At 67.0% G+C, this 15,929-nt stretch carries 13 protein-coding genes, 1 pseudogene and 1 riboswitch; of the genes and pseudogenes, 3 read left to right on the top strand and 11 right to left on the bottom strand.

Annotation, left to right across the window (positions count from 1 at the left end; all coding sequences use genetic code 11):
• Nucleotides 1–24: 24 nt before the first annotated feature.
• On the bottom strand, nt 25–1,059 hold the full coding sequence (locus tag FDA38_RS12585) for an AAA family ATPase (protein ID WP_137254010.1): 1,035 nt from the start codon (nt 1,057–1,059) through the stop codon (nt 25–27).
• A gap of 240 nt (nt 1,060–1,299) precedes the next feature.
• Here FDA38_RS12585 and FDA38_RS12580 point away from each other — a divergent pair, with 240 nt between their 5' ends.
• The gene (locus FDA38_RS12580) at nt 1,300–2,151 is read left to right on the top strand and encodes a hypothetical protein (protein ID WP_137254009.1); all 852 of its coding nucleotides are present in this window, start codon (nt 1,300–1,302) and stop codon (nt 2,149–2,151) included.
• On the opposite strand, the gene FDA38_RS12575 is transcribed toward FDA38_RS12580, so the two are convergent.
• From FDA38_RS12575 to FDA38_RS12540, 8 genes are all read right to left on the bottom strand, one after another.
• Nucleotides 2,148–2,396 carry a CBU_0592 family membrane protein gene (locus FDA38_RS12575; protein ID WP_137254008.1) on the bottom strand — a complete coding sequence of 83 codons (249 nt, stop codon included), beginning with the start codon at nt 2,394–2,396 and terminating at the stop codon, nt 2,148–2,150. The two genes, FDA38_RS12580 and FDA38_RS12575, sit on opposite strands and share 4 nt — an antisense overlap.
• 26 nt (nt 2,397–2,422) lie before the next feature.
• Nucleotides 2,423–2,490: riboswitch (guanidine-III (ykkC-III) riboswitch) on the bottom strand.
• 3 nt (nt 2,491–2,493) lie between these two features.
• Nucleotides 2,494–3,294, bottom strand: coding sequence for an aldo/keto reductase (locus tag FDA38_RS12570; RefSeq protein ID WP_137254007.1), 801 nt, complete (start codon nt 3,292–3,294; stop codon nt 2,494–2,496).
• A 68-nt stretch (nt 3,295–3,362) separates the two neighbouring features.
• Nucleotides 3,363–5,843, bottom strand: coding sequence for a LamG-like jellyroll fold domain-containing protein (locus FDA38_RS12565; protein ID WP_137254006.1), 2,481 nt, complete (start codon nt 5,841–5,843; stop codon nt 3,363–3,365).
• Between the two features lie 79 nt (nt 5,844–5,922).
• A complete protein-coding gene (locus FDA38_RS12560; RefSeq protein ID WP_233714650.1) occupies nt 5,923–7,077 on the bottom strand; it encodes a lactonase family protein in 1,155 nt (384 codons plus the stop codon).
• Nucleotides 7,074–8,651, bottom strand: coding sequence for an alpha/beta fold hydrolase (locus tag FDA38_RS12555; RefSeq protein WP_137254005.1), 1,578 nt, complete (start codon nt 8,649–8,651; stop codon nt 7,074–7,076). Before FDA38_RS12555 ends, FDA38_RS12560 begins: the two co-directional genes overlap by 4 nt.
• 58 nt (nt 8,652–8,709) lie before the next feature.
• Nucleotides 8,710–9,639, bottom strand: coding sequence for an oxidoreductase (locus tag FDA38_RS12550; RefSeq protein WP_137254004.1), 930 nt, complete (start codon nt 9,637–9,639; stop codon nt 8,710–8,712).
• Between the two features lie 40 nt (nt 9,640–9,679).
• The gene (locus FDA38_RS12545; RefSeq protein ID WP_137254003.1) at nt 9,680–11,146 is read right to left on the bottom strand and encodes a M4 family metallopeptidase; all 1,467 of its coding nucleotides are present in this window, start codon (nt 11,144–11,146) and stop codon (nt 9,680–9,682) included.
• A gap of 133 nt (nt 11,147–11,279) precedes the next feature.
• Nucleotides 11,280–11,735 (bottom strand): Lrp/AsnC family transcriptional regulator, encoded by a 456-nt coding sequence (locus FDA38_RS12540; protein WP_137254002.1) that lies wholly within the window; start codon nt 11,733–11,735, stop codon nt 11,280–11,282.
• An 82-nt stretch (nt 11,736–11,817) separates the two neighbouring features.
• Between FDA38_RS12540 and FDA38_RS12535 the strand changes: the two genes are divergently transcribed.
• Nucleotides 11,818–12,375 carry an RBBP9/YdeN family alpha/beta hydrolase gene (locus FDA38_RS12535; RefSeq protein WP_137254001.1) on the top strand — a complete coding sequence of 186 codons (558 nt, stop codon included), beginning with the start codon at nt 11,818–11,820 and terminating at the stop codon, nt 12,373–12,375.
• 48 nt (nt 12,376–12,423) lie between these two features.
• Nucleotides 12,424–13,224, top strand: a pseudogene (locus FDA38_RS43660) (winged helix DNA-binding domain-containing protein); the annotation flags it as partial.
• A gap of 452 nt (nt 13,225–13,676) precedes the next feature.
• Here FDA38_RS43660 and FDA38_RS12525 read toward each other — a convergent pair.
• Nucleotides 13,677–14,732, bottom strand: coding sequence for a M48 family metalloprotease (locus FDA38_RS12525; RefSeq protein WP_170989673.1), 1,056 nt, complete (start codon nt 14,730–14,732; stop codon nt 13,677–13,679).
• A gap of 44 nt (nt 14,733–14,776) precedes the next feature.
• On the bottom strand, nt 14,777–15,922 hold the full coding sequence (locus FDA38_RS12520) for a hypothetical protein (protein WP_137253998.1): 1,146 nt from the start codon (nt 15,920–15,922) through the stop codon (nt 14,777–14,779).
• Nucleotides 15,923–15,929: the final 7 nt, after the last annotated feature.

Raw genomic sequence — 15,929 nt, 5'->3', positions numbered from 1 at the left:
CTCGTGGGTCTCGGCGGTTGGGCACTAGACGAACTCCGGGCGGCCGGTCCCGTCGGCGCCGTCGCGCCAGACCGGCTGCGGCGGCGGGACGGTGGCCAGGATCCGCTCGATCACGGCCCGCGGGTCGATATTGTCCGCGACCGCGTCGAAGGTCAGGCCGAGACGGTGGCCCATCACGTCGAGCGCGACCGTCTGGATGTCGCTCGGCAGCAGGTAGTCCCGACCGTGAATCAGCGCCAGGCCCCGGCCGGCCGCGATCAGGCCGAGCGTCGCGCGCGGGCTGACACCGAGCTCGATGATCGGCTCCAGGTCGGGCAGGTGGAAGTCGGTCGGCGTACGGGTCGCCATCACCAGGCGCACGGCGTACTCCGCGACGAGGTTGTGGACGAAGACCTGCTCCGCCGAGCGCTGCAGCTCGAGGATCGTCTCCGGCTTCAGCACCTGCCGCGGCTCCGGCGGGTCGACGCTCATCCGGCGGAGGATCTCGAACTCCTCGTGCCCACGCGGGTGCGGTACGTCGATCTTGACCAGGAACCGGTCGCGCTGCGCCTCGGGCAGCGGGTAGACGCCCTCGGACTCGATCGGGTTCTGGGTGGCGATGACGATGAACGGCTTCGGCATCGGGAAGGTCTGGCCGCCGATCGACACCTGCCGCTCGGCCATCAGCTCCAGCATCGCGGACTGCACCTTGGCCGGTGCGCGGTTGACCTCGTCGGCCAGCACGAAGTTCACGAACGTCGGGCCGAGTTCGATGTCGAAGGTCTCGCGGGTCTGGCGGTAGATCCGGGTGCCGACGATGTCGGACGGGACCAGGTCCGGGGTGAACTGGATCCGGGCGAACGTGCCGCCGACGACGCTGGCGAAGGTGCGGACGGCCAGCGTCTTGGCGACGCCCGGCACGCCCTCGAGCAGACAGTGACCTTTCGCGAGCAGTGACACCATCAGGGTCTCGACCATGTGCTCCTGGCCGACGATCACCCGCTTGACCTCACCGAGGGCCTCGCCGATCAGCCTGGACTGCTGGGCCACCGAACCCGTGGGCACCGTCGTCTCGGTCATGCATGTCCTTCCGGGGCCCGCGAGCGGACCGTGTCAAACACCGTCATTCCCCACTTCGCAACACCGGCCATTCCATCAGATCGCCGGGGCCAGCGGGCGCAGGGCCCACCGGGTCCTCCACCATCCTGCCCCTCCCGGCCAAATCCCGCGCGCCGAGCTTTGGGCCTGGCTGCTGGCCCAGCAGCAAGCGGCGGGCGGCCGTGGCGACAGTGCTACCAGGGATGTGGTGGGATTGGGGTGATGACTGCGACCGAATCCCAGACCGAGGTGCAGCCGGCGGACGCGCCGGAGGAGCGCCCTGCGCTGGAGATTCCGGAGCCGCTCCCGCTGCAGCCGGAGGACCCGCCGCGGGTCGGCGAGTTCTGGCTCCGCGGGCGACTCGGCGCGAACGCGGCCGGCTACCTCTACACGGCCAGCGACGAGGCCGGCCGGAACGTGGTCGTCGCGATGATGACCGAGGGCTCCGCCGACGACGCGGCCGCCCGCGACCGGTTCGTGTACGCCGTCGACGACCTGCCCGAGGATGCCGTCCTAGGCCACAACGACTCCGATGACGACGACCTCGCGCTCTGGGTCGCGGTCGGGCCGATCAGGGAGGACGACGGGTCGAGCGCGGCCTCCGACGAGCGATTGATCGCGGAGCGTCGCGGCGAGGAGATCCTGTCCGCAGTACTGATGGACCGGATCCCGCAGATCGGCAAACTGCGCGGGCCGGAGTTCCGCCACTACTGGGAGAGCCGCCGGCGTCCGGGTCTGTTCCGGATCTGGCCGCTGCCGTGGCCGAACGCTTTGCGGCCGGCATCGCGGTGGGCGCTGGCGTTCGCGTTGCTCACGATGGCGCTGATCATGGCTCTCGCTGTGTTCCTGGCGTGGCTGCTGTTCCGCCATGCGCAGCCGCTCGAGCCCGAACCCGTCATCCCGACGCCGACCAACACCGCCACGGTGACGATCACCCCGACCACGCCCCCGCCGGGGACCGGCTCGACCTCGCCGTCCATCACGGTGAGCCCGAGCCCGGTGCCGACCGGTCTGCCCACCACTCTCCCGACGGGGTCCATCCCGACGGCGACGAATCCGGGCGACAAGTTCTAGTCGGTCTGTTGCCGTCGTTTCAGGGTCAGCAGGCCGATCAGGCTGATGACCGCCCAGGTGCCCTCGAGGAGCAGGAAGCCCCAGGAGAGCTGGATCGCGGCGATCGTGGCCAGGACTCCGGAGCCGAGCAGGTTCAGGAGTTGGTACGTGATGGTGCGCTGGCGTAAGCGACCCGCCTGCGCGGCGGCGAACGCGATCAGAATGGTGACCGCGCCAACGATCTCGAGAACGTCGAGTAGATGCATGAGGACGACCCCCTCCGTCAAAGGGTGAGGCGTCGTCTTGACAGACCGGGTACGGCGCCGCTCGTCCGGGGAGCCCGCTTGCGTCGAACTCCTGTTATCAGGATAGCAAGCGCAGCAATTCCGGATCCCGCCAGAGCTTCTCCGGTACGGGCTGGCGCACCAGCGCGGCGTCGGCGCGGATCTCGGCCGGTGACGACGCCGCGATCAGGACGGACGTGACCGCGGAATGCCTGCTGGGAAAGGCGAGTGCGGCTTGCGGCAGCGAGACGCCGTACCGCTCGCAGACGGCCGAGATGCGTCGCGCCTGGACGGTGTCTGCCTGAAGGATTTGCGGGGTGAGTACGCCGGACACGATCACGGAGACTCCGCGTGCAAGGCAACGATCGAGCAGCGGTACGGCGTCGCGGTCGAGCAGGCTGTACTGCGCTGTCAGCAGCACGCAGTCGAGCTCGACGTCTCGCACGAGGCGGTCGAGCTCCTGCCAGTGGTCCGACACCGCTCCGACTGCCTTGATGGTCCCGTCGCGCCGCAGCCGGTCGAGCTTCGGGTAGACCGATTCGTCCTTGGCCAGGACGAGGTCGATCGCGAGTCCTAGTTGCTCGCGACTCTTGTCGATCGAGGCCTTCGGATCGTCGCCGACCACCTTCGTCGAGACCAGGAACTCGCCACGCGGGCGCTTCTGCAGCGCCGTACCGAGTCGTCGTTCCGAGTCGCCGTACGCGGGTGAGGTGTCGAAGAACCGGATGCCGGCCTGGTATGCCGCGTCGACGGTGGCGACCGCGGTCGCGTCGCCGTCCGGGCCTGGCGGCTCGCCGAGATGCGAACCGCCGAGCCCGAACCGCGGAGGCCGGAACCGGATCGTCGATTGGGGTGCGAGCACCTGGCTGGGTGCGGCCATCGCACTCACCTCCCCTGGTCGGTATCTACCAGGATCGGGGGTACGCGATGACTTCGCATCCCGAACGCCTACCGGCCGGATTCGTAGAGGGTGCGCACCTCCGCGTCGGTGAGAGCGCGGTCGTACAGGTGGACCTGGTCGATCATGCCGTCGAGGAAGTCGACCTGGTTGCCGCCGAACTTCGCCCGGCCGATCACCGTGTTGCCGGTCGAGCTGGAGTCCAGGGCGCACGCGCTCTTCGTGGCGACGAGCTCGCCGTCGACATAGAGCTTGAGCTCACCCTTCACGACATCGCGTACGCCGGTGACGTGGTACCACTGCCCCGGGTTCGGCTTCGTCGGCGACAGCGCCCGGATGCCGGGGAAGCTCATCGCGAAGCGCTGGTCCTGGCCGGAGTACTGCAGGAAGAACGCGCTGTCGCGATCGCCGTCCTGGCTGACGAAGGTCTGGAACGCGCCGTCCGCCTTGTTCAGCTTCACCCACGCGCTGGCGGTGTAGTTCTTGCTGGTGTCGAGCAGGGCCGCGCCGGTGTCGACGTACTGCCCGTCTCCGTTGAGCGCGACCGCCTGGCCGTTCTTGCCGGGGGCAAAGGTCGCGCCGCCCTGGAGGGTTACGTCGTTGTTGCCTACGGCATCTTCTCCGGTGCCGTCGAGCGGATAGAAGTGTATGCCGTCGGCACCAGGTGTGCCGGGTCCCGGGTTTGGTATACCACTGCCGGTCCCGTCGGCGCCGGCGATGATCTGCTGGTTGATCGTGCGCACTTGCGCGAAGTCCATCTTCGGGACCCGGCGGTCGTAGGTGTAGAACCCGTTCAGCTCGCCTTCGACATCGGTCATCTGGGTGTAGACCGATCCGCTGATCCCACACTGCTTGGCGGATTTCAGGACGTCGGTCTGGTTCTCGACGTACCGCCGGGTGAGGGTCGCCGAGTCGGGCTCCATCTCGTACGCCGATCCGTCGCCGAACCACATGTGATCCGGCACCTTCAGACCGAACCCGCCATGCTCGCCGTCCACGGCCGCTCGGGTCTCTGTCGGCGCCGTGGTCGCCGGGCCGAGGTACGCATGGTTGTCGATCAGGTCGCCGCGACCGGAGTCGCCGTGCGAGTTGCAGCAGTTCACGCCGCTGTGCGCGTTGACGAGGCGGGACGGGTCCTGCGCCTTGACGTCGTCCGCGATCCGGCCGGTCGCGGCCCGGTCCCACTCACCCCAGCCTTCGTTGAACGGGACCCAGACGGTGATCGAGGTGAAACTCTTGTGCTGGTCGACCATCTGGTGCAGCTCGGACTCGAACTGCGCGCGCCACGGGTCGGGCATCGCGTCGGTCTTCGTCGCCGGCATGTCCTGCCAGACCATCAGGCCGAGCTTGTCGGCCCAGTAGTACCAGCGATCCGGCTCGACCTTGATGTGCTTGCGGACGGTGTTGAACCCGAGTCGCTTGTGCTGCTCGAGATCGAACCGGAGCGCCGCGTCGGTCGGTGCGGTGTTGAGCCCGTCCGGCCAGAAGCCCTGGTCGAGGGTCGACAGGTTGAACAGGATCTTCCCGTTCAGCGCCATCCGGAGCTTGCCGTCGGCACCTTTCTGCAGCCCGACCGATCGCATCCCGGCGTACGAGCCGACTTGGTCTACCATTTTGCCGCGGTCGATCAGGCGGACCTTGAGGTCGTACAGGAACGGGTGGTCCGGGGACCAGGTTTTGGGATTCCGGATCGGCAGCCGGAGTTCGGTGTCGGCCTTGCCGCGGACCTGGCCGACGGCCTTGCGGCCGTCGTACGCGGTGACCTCGACGTCGAGGCCGGCCGGTCCTGAGGTTTCGGCGGTGACCTTGAGGGTCTGGTTCGGGAGGTCGGGCGTGAGTTGGAGACGGTCGATGGATGCGACGTTCAGCGGCTCCATCCAGACGGTCCGCCAGATGCCGGAGCTGCCCTGGTAGAAGATGCCGTGGTCGCCGACCTCGCGTTGCTTGCCGATCGGCTGGTACGTCTCATCGGTCAGGTCCTCGGCCCAGACGATCAGCTCCTGCGGGCCTTTGGCGTGCAGCGCAGTGGTGACATCCACGTCGAAGCCGTCGTACCCACCGCGGTGCGTGGCGACCTGGCGGCCGTTGACCCAGACCTTGGCGTCGTAGTCGACAGCGCCGAAGTGCAGTAGGAGGCGCTTGCCCTTCCAGTTGTCTGGGACGGTGAAGGTGCGGCGGTACCACATCCGGTCCTGGTGCTTCTGGAGGCCGGAGAGCGCGGACTCGATCGGGTACGGGACGAGCACCTGCTCGTTGAGCGTGCGGCCGATCGGTGGCTGTTCACCGACTGCGGCCGGCGCCCATTCCCAGAGGCCGTTGAGGTTGCGCCAGTCGGGGCGGGTCAGTTGGGGGCGCGGGTACTCCGGGAGCGCGTTCGTCGGCGAGACGTCGTTGGTCCAGGGGGTGGTGAGCGGCGGGGTGCCCAGGTGCCATGCCGGTTGGGCTGCGGGTCGGGCCGGGGCTGTGGCTTGGGCTGTTGGGACCAGGGTTGTCGACAGCAGGACGAGGGCGGCCGCGAGCGGCTTGAACATTGGAACGTTCCTTTCGGGGCGGAGAAAGGCAGTCCCATGACAGCGCTGTCATCACACGAACGCAAGAGCTCGCGCACAATCAAACATTCACGCAGACCGGGGTCGGGGTGCTGGAGTCGCTCGTCAGCGTCAGGCCGCCCGTCGTTTGGTCTACCAAGAATGTGGTGATGTTGTTCGACTTCTGGTTCGCGACGAAGAGCAGCCGGCCGGTCGGGTCGAATGCACAGTGCCGCGGCCAGTCGCCGCCACAGTTTGGTATACCAACGAGCTCGAGATGCGGGCCGTCGGTGCTGAAGATCGCGATGCTGTTGTGCCCGCGGTTGGTGACGTAGACGAAGCGTCCGTCCGCGGAGATCACCACCTCGCCCGGGTAGTTCTCACCCTCGGCGACCGGGATCGACTCCAGCACGCTCAGTACGCCGGCGTCGTACGCGCAGACCGTGACGGTGCTGTCGAGCTCGTCGGCGACGTACACGTAGTTGCCGGATGGATGGAATACCAAATGTCGCGGGCCGGCGCCGGTCTTGACCTTTGCCTGGTGCTGCAGCGCGAGCTTGCCGTCCGTGAGTATGTAGGTGTAGATCGTGTCGGTGCCGAGATCGACTGCGAGCACGTATTCGCCGGCCTGCACGACCTGGTGGGCGTGCGGCGCCGAGCCCGCGTGCTTGACCAGATCGGTTTGTTGCCCGAGGCTCCCATCTGCGGCGATCGGATGGACGGCGATGTCGCCGGATCCGTAGTTCGCACTGAGCAGGTACTCGCCGACATTGGCGAGGTGGCAGGGGCCGGATCCCTTGTTGGGTTGACGATTCAGCACTCGCGGGGTGCCCGAGATGTCGATCGCGGTGACGGCGCCCGCGTCCTGCTCGTTGACGGCGTACAGGAAGTTGCCGGACCGGATCACGAAGGACGCGTTTGGTATACCAGCGATGCTGCCGGTCGAGGTGATCTTCCCGGCATCGTCGTACGTCGCGATGCCGATGCCGTCCCCGTACGTCCCGAGATACAGCGTGCGATCGCCCACGCCCGGCTGCACCTCGCCGGGCTGCACCCTGCCGGGCTGCACCTCGCCGGGCTGGGTTGCGCTGGCCTGGGCCTCACCGGGCTGGGCTGTGCCGGCCTGCGATCCGGGTTCGGGTGCTCCGGGTTCGGGTGCCTCGCGGGTTGCGGCTTGATGGATGGGAGCTAGGGCGGCAGCGGTGAAGCCGAGGAATCCTCGGCGACTGACAGTCACGCCGCCACCGGAACGCTCACCCACGACGGATCGCCAGCCGGCGAACTGAACGTGACCGTCGACCCGATCACACTTCGCCCGAGATACCGCGGATCAACCGTGTCCACGACCAGCACGAGATGATGCCCGGCCGGCACCTCCCAACTCGTCGCCTCCAACCGCACATCAAGCGACACGGACTTCCCCGGCGTAGCCCCGCGCAACGTGTACGGCTTGTGCGACATCAACGACCCAACCCCCAACGCATCAACGTCGTACAGATAAGCGAACAGCGACGTATCAGCCGCCGACGGCTTCACGGCCAGATGCAACTTCGGCATACCATTCACGACCGTCGCAGAACTCAACCTCGGCCCCGACCAAACCCCAGCGAACGACCGATCCACCAACGGCGTCGCCACCCCGACCGGAATCGACAACAACCCCTGCAACGCCCCGGACACCAGCGCCACCCCACTATCCGCGACCGTTGGTATACCAGCCCCGATCGACCGACTCCACCCAGTCGACGCACCACCCTGAAGCGCCCCACCCTTGGTCAAGTACGACGTACGCGCCTGCCCAACCGAAGCCCAATCGGCATACCCACGCCACACCCCACGCTGCGACTTCAACTCCACCGGCGCCTCGGCATCCGCACCGTTGTCGGCACCAGTCAAGTAATGCCGCAACCAGCCGGCGAGCTCGTCCCACGTCTCATTTGGTAGACCAACCGCCCCGGTCACCTCAGGCGTCGCATGATCGCCATGCGCAAGCAACAACCGCTTCGGCCCGGTCAGACTCGTGAAGAAGTCCGTGTACTGCGACGGCGGAAAGATCGAATCCTCGAACGCGTTCGCCAGGAACACAGCCGGCTTCTTCGCATTGATTTGGTCTACCATCGTCGCCGCAGACCGCTCCGGCGACAACTGACTCGCCTCCGCAATCGCGCCGTCAAAGTCGCCGGTGACGAACTTCGTCTGCAGCGACGCCATCTCCGGCCCCGGCCGCCCCGTGATGTTGCCCAGGGCAAGCAGACCGGCAACGGACTGCAGCGCGACGGTGTCGTTCGGATCCAGCGACCGGATCAGATCGGCCCATCCGCTGAGCGCGCCGACCGCCTTGATCCGCGAGTCCTTCGCGGCCGCGAGCAGCGACGTACCCGCGCCGTACGAGATCCCCACTGCGGCAACCCGGCTGGTATCCGCCGGCGTGTGCTGGCCGGCCCAGTCGATCACCTTGCTGACGTCGGCGACCGTCGGCGGCCCGGCGATGTCGATACCGCCGCCGGAGTCCCAGAAGCCGCGGCTCGAGTACGAGATGACCTGGAACCCGGCCGTGGCCAGCTTCGTACCCTGGCCGACGTACTCCACGTTCGGCACACCCCAGCTCGACGGCATCACCACGAGCGGGAACGGGCCGTCGCCCTGCCCGGTCGGCGTGAGCACGACCGCGCCGATCTCGGTCCCACCGGCGCCGGGGATGCGCTGGTACGCCGTACTGAAACCCGGCGCGGCCTGGCCGGCGTCAGCAGCACGCGGACCGATTGTGATCAGAGTCAGAGCGACAGCGAGGGCGGCTGCAAGTCTGCGCACTGGTGACCTCCGGCAGTAGGAATTACCGGAGGGTAACCAGAAAGTTGCCGCTGTGTCACTACCTCAGCACGGTGAGTGCCGGATCGACCCCGGTCGCCTCGACCGACCAGTCCCACAGCTCGCGCGCCAGCTCGGCATCCTGTGCGGTCCGGGTCGGCAGCACGACCTTCGGCGTACCGCGGTACTCGAAGAAGCCCGGCCCGACGAACGAGCCAGGCCGCAGGCCGGGGTACGTCGCGGCGTACAGGCTCGGCCATGCGCCGGCCGCCGCCGACTGTGCGATGAGACGGGTCGCAGCGGCCCAGAGCCGCGCCTGGCGGTGATTGCCCGCGAGCTCAGGCCCGGCGGCCTGCAGATGAGTCGAGGCGTACCCGGGATGCGCGCCCACACTCAGCAGATCGGCCCCGGCCGCGCGCGCCCGGCGATCGAGCTCGAGCATGAAGAGCAGGTTGGCGAGCTTCGACTTCCCGTACGCCTCCCACTTGCGGTAGCTGCCGGCCGGCCGCCGGAGATCGGCCTCGCTGATGCCGCGCACGGTCTTGTGCATGAACGAGCTCACGGTCACCACGCGACTGCCGCCGACCAGCACCGGCATCAGCCGACCGGTCAGCGCGAAGTGACCGAGATGATTGGTCCCGATCTGGAGCTCGAACCCGTCGATGGTCTCCCGATGCGGCGGCGCCATCACACCGGCGTTGTTGATCAACAGATCCAGCCGGTCGTACGACCTGATGACCTCGCCCGCGGCCTTCTCGACACTCGCAAGATCAGCGAGATCCAGCTCGAGCACCGTCGGCGCTCTCCCCGCCTGCTGCGTCAATGTCTGCGCGGCCTGCGCCGCCTTCTCCGGATTGCGCGCGGCGACCAGCACATCCGCGCCGTGTCTCAGCAGCTCCAACGCGGTCTCGTACCCGAGTCCACTCGTCGCGCCCGTCACGAGCGCCAGTTTCCCGGTCAGGTCAGGGATGTCCGCAGTACTCCAGCTCATGCGCCCACAGTAGTCGTGGGCGCACGAGCTGGAATCGTCACTACAGGATCTTGCGGGCCTTGAAGGCGTCGGTCACCGTTTGCGCGGCGGCCTTGCCGTACAGCAGCCGGGCAGCCTGGACGGTGTCCTGGGCCGCGGCGGCGAACGAGGTGTCGGGGTCGTAGAAGTACGTCGCCTCGAGGATCAGCTTGTTCGCCTTGGTCCGGCCCAGCGCCTGGTGGATGTCCCAGAGCGCGTTCGACCAGATCTCACCGTCGTCGTGCACCTCACCGTCGATGTCGTCGGTGGTCTTGCCGGTGTCGGTACGACGCAGGCAGTGCGGCTCGTCGGTCGTGTACGACGTGGCGTCCCAGTCCATCACGCACGGCAGGTTGAAGCCCTTGCTGACCGGGACCGACATGGTGACGGCCCAGTAGTCGCCGAAGCCCTCACCGATCGCGCCGCCCTGCTCGGACTCGCCGAACCCCGGGACGATGTCGTCCTGGATCGCGTGACCGTACTCGTGCCAGATCACCTCGGCGTCCTCGGCGTCGTCCACACCGCCGTCGCCGGTGGTGATCATGTCCGTCGACGGGTCGTAGAACGAGTTGTCGTCGCGGATCGTGTCGACCGAGAAGTCCTGGGACTCGTTGTTCGCGTCCTTGAACCCGAGCGACTGGATGTACTCCTGCGCCTGGTTGATGTGGTAGTACACCATCACCTGTTCGAACTTGTTGTTCGCGCGCTGGTAGACGAACGTGTTGTTCTTGTTCTGCGCGACCCCGCCGTTGCCTTCCTTGATGTTGACGAAGGCGCCGTTGAGCTTGCCGGAACCGTCCAGGTTGCGCAGGATCACGTTCTTCTGCGCGGTGAACAGGATGTCCTGGTTCTTGTCGTTCATGTCGGTCAGCTTCTCGTTCTTCAGGCTGACCACCGGGTTCGGATCGAAGACCGAGCCGCGGCCGTCGACGTTGTCGCTGATCACCTTCGACGCGACCACACTGCCGGTCTTCGCGTCGACGAGCGACTGGCTGACGCCTTCGGTCGACCGGCTGGTGACGTTCCAGACCAGGCGGGCGTCCGGTCCGCCGACCACGGCGAGCTGCGCGGCACCGCTGGTCGCCTCGGGCTGCTTGGCGAAGCTCTTGTTCGGCCCGGCCATCCGCGCGCGGTTCGCCTGCGCGGTGACGGTGGCGTTCGCGGCCTGTGTCGCGGATGCGGGTGCGACCTTCGCGCTGACGTCGAGGTTCGCCGGTACGGCGTCCCGCCCGTCGGCGATCTGCACGGACCCGCTCTTGTCGACGTGCTTGGCGTAGTACCCGTTGACGACCGGCAGGCCCTTGAAGGTCTGCTGGTACCAGTAGTGCTTGCCGAGCAGTGACGTCTTCGTCTTGATCAGCTTGAGCCCGTTCGGATTGGCTGCCGCTGCCTCCGGCGCGGCCCCCGCGGCGCTGGTGAACGACAATCCCAGCGCGACAGTAGCCAGTCCTGCGGTGGCGGCCACAAGTGCCTTGCGGCTTTTCGACATACGCTTCCCTCCCACGTTCCTGTTGCGTAACGCAACCACTACGATCCGTCGAACCCTAGTTCGGCGTACCGCCCGCTGGGAAGCGGAACTCCGCGTGATTCTGCGGAATTCACGGCGGCAAGGGAAATCCTTGTTATCCGAGGGCGAGCGGCTTCGCCGGGTACTCACGCAGTACCAGCGAGGTGCTCACCGGCCCCAGCCGGCCGATCGCGTCGACCACCTGCTCGAGCCGCGCCGCATCTGGGGTGTGAACGTCGAGCAGGAAACAGTCCTCACCGGTCAGCCGGTACGTCGAGACGACCTCCCGCAACGTCGCGAACAACTCGAGCGATTCGGGGATGCGGGCATGCGTCGTCCGGACACGTACGACGGCGTGGATGTTGAGCCCGACCTTGGCCGGATCGACCACCGCGCGATACCCGGTGATGACGCCGGACCGCTCCAGCCGCTGGATCCGCGCCGACACGGCGGGTTGCGACAGGTTCACCTTCCGGCCGATATCGGCCCCGCTCAACCTGCCGTCGGACTGCAGGATCGCCAGGATCTCCCGGTCGATCGCGTCCAATGAACCAGTCGTTGCCTCGCTCATCGACCTTCATTTCATCAGCTCACGGCGCCGTACGGCGATGACTCCTCCATGATGGCAGGCGTTGACCCGCAAAGGAGAGTTCATGACCTTCGTCATCATCCCCGGCCTCGACGGCTCCGACGAACACCACTGGCAGTCCCGCTGGTCGGACGAATGGCTGCCGGATGTACGCCGGATCCAGCCGTCCTCCTGGTCCGCTCCCGACCTGGACGACTGGTCCCTCGCGATCACGCGGGCCGTCGAGAGCACGGCTGACGACATCGTCTTCGTCACGCACAGCCTCGGCTGCCACGCACTCGCCCATTGGTTGATCGGCAGGGTCGACGCCCGCTTGCGTGGCTCGTTCCTGGTCGCGCCCCCGGACCCGCTCGCGCCGACCTTTCCCGTCGACCGGCTGCCGACCTTCGCCGCGCTTCCCGCCGTACCGCTTTCCGTCCCGTCCCTGCTGGTCGCCAGCACCGACGACCCGTACTGCAGCATCGACGCCGCTGCCCGCCTCGCCGACGGCTGGGCGGCCCCGCTCATCGCGCTCGACGAACTCGGCCACATCAACAGCGACAGCAATATCGGCTCCTGGACCGAGGGCCGTCATCTCCTGCGTGCATTCGTCGCCGGACTCGGGTTAGCGGACAGGTCCTGACCGCTACCTCTCCTAGCGTTGGAGCAACACTCAGGAGAGGATCCCGTCATGACGAAGCTGAGCCTGCAGGCACTGAACCGTGCCACGCTCGACCGCCAATGGCTGCTCGAACGCCACGACGCAACCGCCCTGGAAGCGATCGAACACCTGGCCGGCATGCAGGCCCAGGCCCCGCTGGCGCCGTACGTCGGCCTGTGGACCCGGCTGACGAACTTCCAGCCGGCCGAACTCGTCAAGCTCCTGGAGGACCGCCAGGCCGTCCGCGGTTCGTTGATGCGGGCAACCATCCACCTGGTCTCGAGCCGCGACTTCCTCGCGTTCCGCCCGCTCATCCAGCCCCGGCTGGACCGCGAGATCTACCAGAACATCACCTACGGCCGGCACCGCCTCGAGGGCCTCGACATGGACGCCGTACTCCAGGCCGGCATCGACCGCATGACCGAGAGCCCCGCGACCGCCGTACAACTCCGCGAGTACCTCGGCCCACTGTGGCCCGACCGCGACCCCGCCGCCCTGGCCCACGCCGTCCGCTGCCTCCTCCCCACCATCCAGATCCCACCCCGAGGCATCTGGAACAAAGGCGGCAACCCCACCATGACCACCGCCGACCTCTGGCTCAACTCCCCCGTCACCGACAAGCCCTCCGCCGAAGACCTAGTACTCCGCTACCTGGCCGCCTACGGCCCCGCGACGGTAGCCGACGCCCAAACCTGGTCCGGCCTCACCCACCTCACCGAAATCTTCGACGGCCTGGACCTCCGCACCTACACCACCCCCGACTCCAACCGCCCCCTCTACGACCTCCCCCACATCCCCCTCCCACCCGAAGACACCGAACCCCCCACCCGCTTCCTCCCCGAATACGACAACCTCCTCCTCTCCCACGCCGACCGCACCCGCTGGATAGACACCCCGCCTAACCCTCCAAGAGGTCCTCACCAAAGGCTCAATCCTCCACAACGGCCAAGCCAAAGCCCTCTGGAAACTAACCAAAACCACCAAGTCCCAAGCAACCCTCGAGATAGCCCCCTTCACCAACCTCCCCCACAACGCCTGGCAATCAATCGAGTCAGAAGCCCACAACCTCCTAACCTTCACCAACCCAGAAGCCACCCACACGCTCACCCGCGCCGAGACCTGACGAACTCAACCTCTCCGGCGAGCCGATATGGTTCGGCTGTCGGCGGAGGTGCGCCAAACACCGTTGATGCCGATGAGACCGCGGCGCATTTTCGGATCCGACTCCGTGCGCCGCGGTCTGCTCATCCTTTGATTCGACGCCTGATCCAGCTCTGTGACAGTCAGCTCCATGCGGCGGGTGGAATGCCGCCGGCTTGCTCAAGGGTGTGGACTCGCTCCACCAACGAGGGCGTGCTCGACATCACCTGCGCTCGACGGCTGGTCTCGCGACCCAGATCCTGTTGATGCTGCATCTGCCATCCATACAAGACCTGCACCAATGTGGCGCCGTAGCCGAGCATCGCCGCTTTCCGGTCCGCCTCCTTGACATGCCAGCGATTGAGCCACGCAAGGAGTGGCGGGGCGATAAACGGGGTGAGGAACAGGACCGGCCAGATATACCCGTGGCCGAAGGTGAACGCCGCAAGCACGATTCCGGCGTACGCCATGATCATGAAGCCCCCGATGATGCATCCAAGGGCGGGCACGCGCCTCATCAGGCGGGCTATGGCGCGCACGACGATCAACCCGCAGCGCGCCGGGATCGAGTACCAGAAGTTGACCAGGCTCAGCCATGCCCGCCCGCCGAGGTGGTGGCTCAGCTCGTGCGCCAGAGCGGCTTCCAGGTGCTGTGGAGGAAGGGTGTAAAGCGACCATCGCGTAACCGCGACGGTGTGGCCGGGAGTCGGTGTCGCACTGACCTCATCCGACTCCTGAATCCACAATGAGAACCGTCCTTCGGGCACGCCCGCTCGGCCGAGAAGGTGCTGCCAGGCCGGTCCGAGCCGTTGTTGCTCAACAAGGGTCGGCCGACGCAGTCGGAAGAGATACTTCGCCAGCAGTTCCTCGGTTGACGGCAGCAGGATCATGGCGCCGGACAGGATCCAGAGTGCGATGACGATCCAGCCCCACTTGAACCCGATCGCACCTGCGATCCAGATGACGAGGACCAGGCTCCAGAAAAACCACGGTACGGCCGACAACAGCGCCGTCCAGGCAGAGGCCTCGGGCAAGTTGCGTGGCCGAGATTCAGAATGCCCCCCGGCCGGACCAGGCAATTGTGGCTGCGGCTGCGGCGGCGGCTGGTTGTAGCCTTGTGCGCCGGGATACGGCGGCACCGGGCCGGGCCTGAACCCCTCAGCACCATTCGGGTCGTGGGGTTCACCGGGGCCGGCCATTGGATGCTTCTCCTCGGGGTTGGGCGGGGTGGGTCCGTCCATTATCAGTACAGGGAGACGTGGACGTGGTCGAAGTGGCCGCCGGTGGCGTCGGATGGGTTGTAGACGCCGCCGCCGTTGTAGGGGATCCAGGTGCCGCGGCGGGCGGACCAGATCTTGCCGTACCAGATCACGTAGTGGACTCCGGTCTGGCCGGCGGTGGTCACGGCCCAGTTTGCGATCTGGTCGCCGCGGGCGCGAGCGGGCGCGGACTTTCTGGAGTCGGTGCCGACCATGACGTCACAGGCCAGGCCGCGTGGATGGTCGCTGGTCGGGTTCCATGCGTGCGCGTCCCAGCAGCTCATGCTCAGGTTGCCGAGATTCTTGCGTGCCGCCGCGACCCAGGCCGCCGTACGCGGCGTCACCAGACCTCCGGTACCGGTCGGGTCTGCGACGGTCGCCTTCTGCTCTGGCCAGACGCCATTGACAGGCTTGCCCGCGGTCAGTCCGCCCGATTGCCCGCAGTTGTCGTCGTCCTGCAATCCGTCGACGACCGACCCTCCGGCCGGCGCGCCGGTGCGACCGGCGTACGGGTTCCCAGCTCTGGTCAGATCGATGCCGGCTGCGGAGGCGATGTCGCGGGCCTCTTGCTCACGTACGGCGTACCTGTCGGGAAACGCGGATACCTGGACCGCCTGAGCAGCATCACCGAGCGCCATCGAGGGCCAGCCGTTGATGTCCACGAGTCCAGGCGGATCTGGCGCCTGGGACCCACCGAAGAACGCGTTGGCGGCGTACCGCGGATTCATGATCTGGTTTCGCGAGCCCCAGCCGGCCGCGGGTCGCTGCTGGAACAGACCGACCGAGTCGGCATCACCGTAGGTGAGGTTCTGGAGATCCGACTCCACCAATGCCGTCATCAATGCGATCAGCGTCGCCTTGCCCGGAAGGCCTCGCTGCACCGCAACGCTGTCGATCAGTTTGGCGAACGCGACCTGTGTGCCACGAAGCGGCCCGCTAGCTTTCGGATCACCGGGCTGACCGGGAATCCCAGCGGGGCAAGCGGCCTGGGTCGTCGTACCGCCACCGAACGGAGCGAGCATCAGCAGGCTCGCAACTCCGATCACCGCCAGCGCGGCTGCACCTTTGGCGAACCATCCGCGCCCGACGACCGAGAGGAGCCCACGACTGAGATCACGCTCGTCGAACATCGCAGTC

This window comes from Kribbella jiaozuonensis (assembly GCF_005233875.1).
Classification (GTDB): Bacteria; Actinomycetota; Actinomycetes; order Propionibacteriales; family Kribbellaceae; genus Kribbella; species Kribbella jiaozuonensis.
Note: the sequence above shows the minus strand (reverse complement) of the source record. Positions and strands in the feature narration are given on the sequence as shown.

What these genes read in the sequence shown, in the direction of transcription:
- FDA38_RS12565 (WP_137254006.1), bottom strand. Translation starts at nt 5,843, where the DNA reads ATGTTCAAGCCGCTCGCGGCCGCCCTCGTCCTGCTGTCGACAACCCTG.
- FDA38_RS12535 (WP_137254001.1), top strand. Translation starts at nt 11,818, where the DNA reads ATGACCTTCGTCATCATCCCCGGCCTCGACGGCTCCGACGAACACCAC.
- FDA38_RS12525 (WP_170989673.1), bottom strand. Translation starts at nt 14,732, where the DNA reads ATGGCCGGCCCCGGTGAACCCCACGACCCGAATGGTGCTGAGGGGTTC.
- FDA38_RS12575 (WP_137254008.1), bottom strand. Translation starts at nt 2,396, where the DNA reads ATGCATCTACTCGACGTTCTCGAGATCGTTGGCGCGGTCACCATTCTG.
- FDA38_RS12580 (WP_137254009.1), top strand. Translation starts at nt 1,300, where the DNA reads ATGACTGCGACCGAATCCCAGACCGAGGTGCAGCCGGCGGACGCGCCG.
- FDA38_RS12570 (WP_137254007.1), bottom strand. Translation starts at nt 3,294, where the DNA reads ATGGCCGCACCCAGCCAGGTGCTCGCACCCCAATCGACGATCCGGTTC.
- FDA38_RS12545 (WP_137254003.1), bottom strand. Translation starts at nt 11,146, where the DNA reads ATGTCGAAAAGCCGCAAGGCACTTGTGGCCGCCACCGCAGGACTGGCT.
- FDA38_RS12540 (WP_137254002.1), bottom strand. Translation starts at nt 11,735, where the DNA reads ATGAGCGAGGCAACGACTGGTTCATTGGACGCGATCGACCGGGAGATC.
- FDA38_RS12550 (WP_137254004.1), bottom strand. Translation starts at nt 9,639, where the DNA reads ATGAGCTGGAGTACTGCGGACATCCCTGACCTGACCGGGAAACTGGCG.
- FDA38_RS12520 (WP_137253998.1), bottom strand. Translation starts at nt 15,922, where the DNA reads ATGTTCGACGAGCGTGATCTCAGTCGTGGGCTCCTCTCGGTCGTCGGG.
- FDA38_RS12585 (WP_137254010.1), bottom strand. Translation starts at nt 1,059, where the DNA reads ATGACCGAGACGACGGTGCCCACGGGTTCGGTGGCCCAGCAGTCCAGG.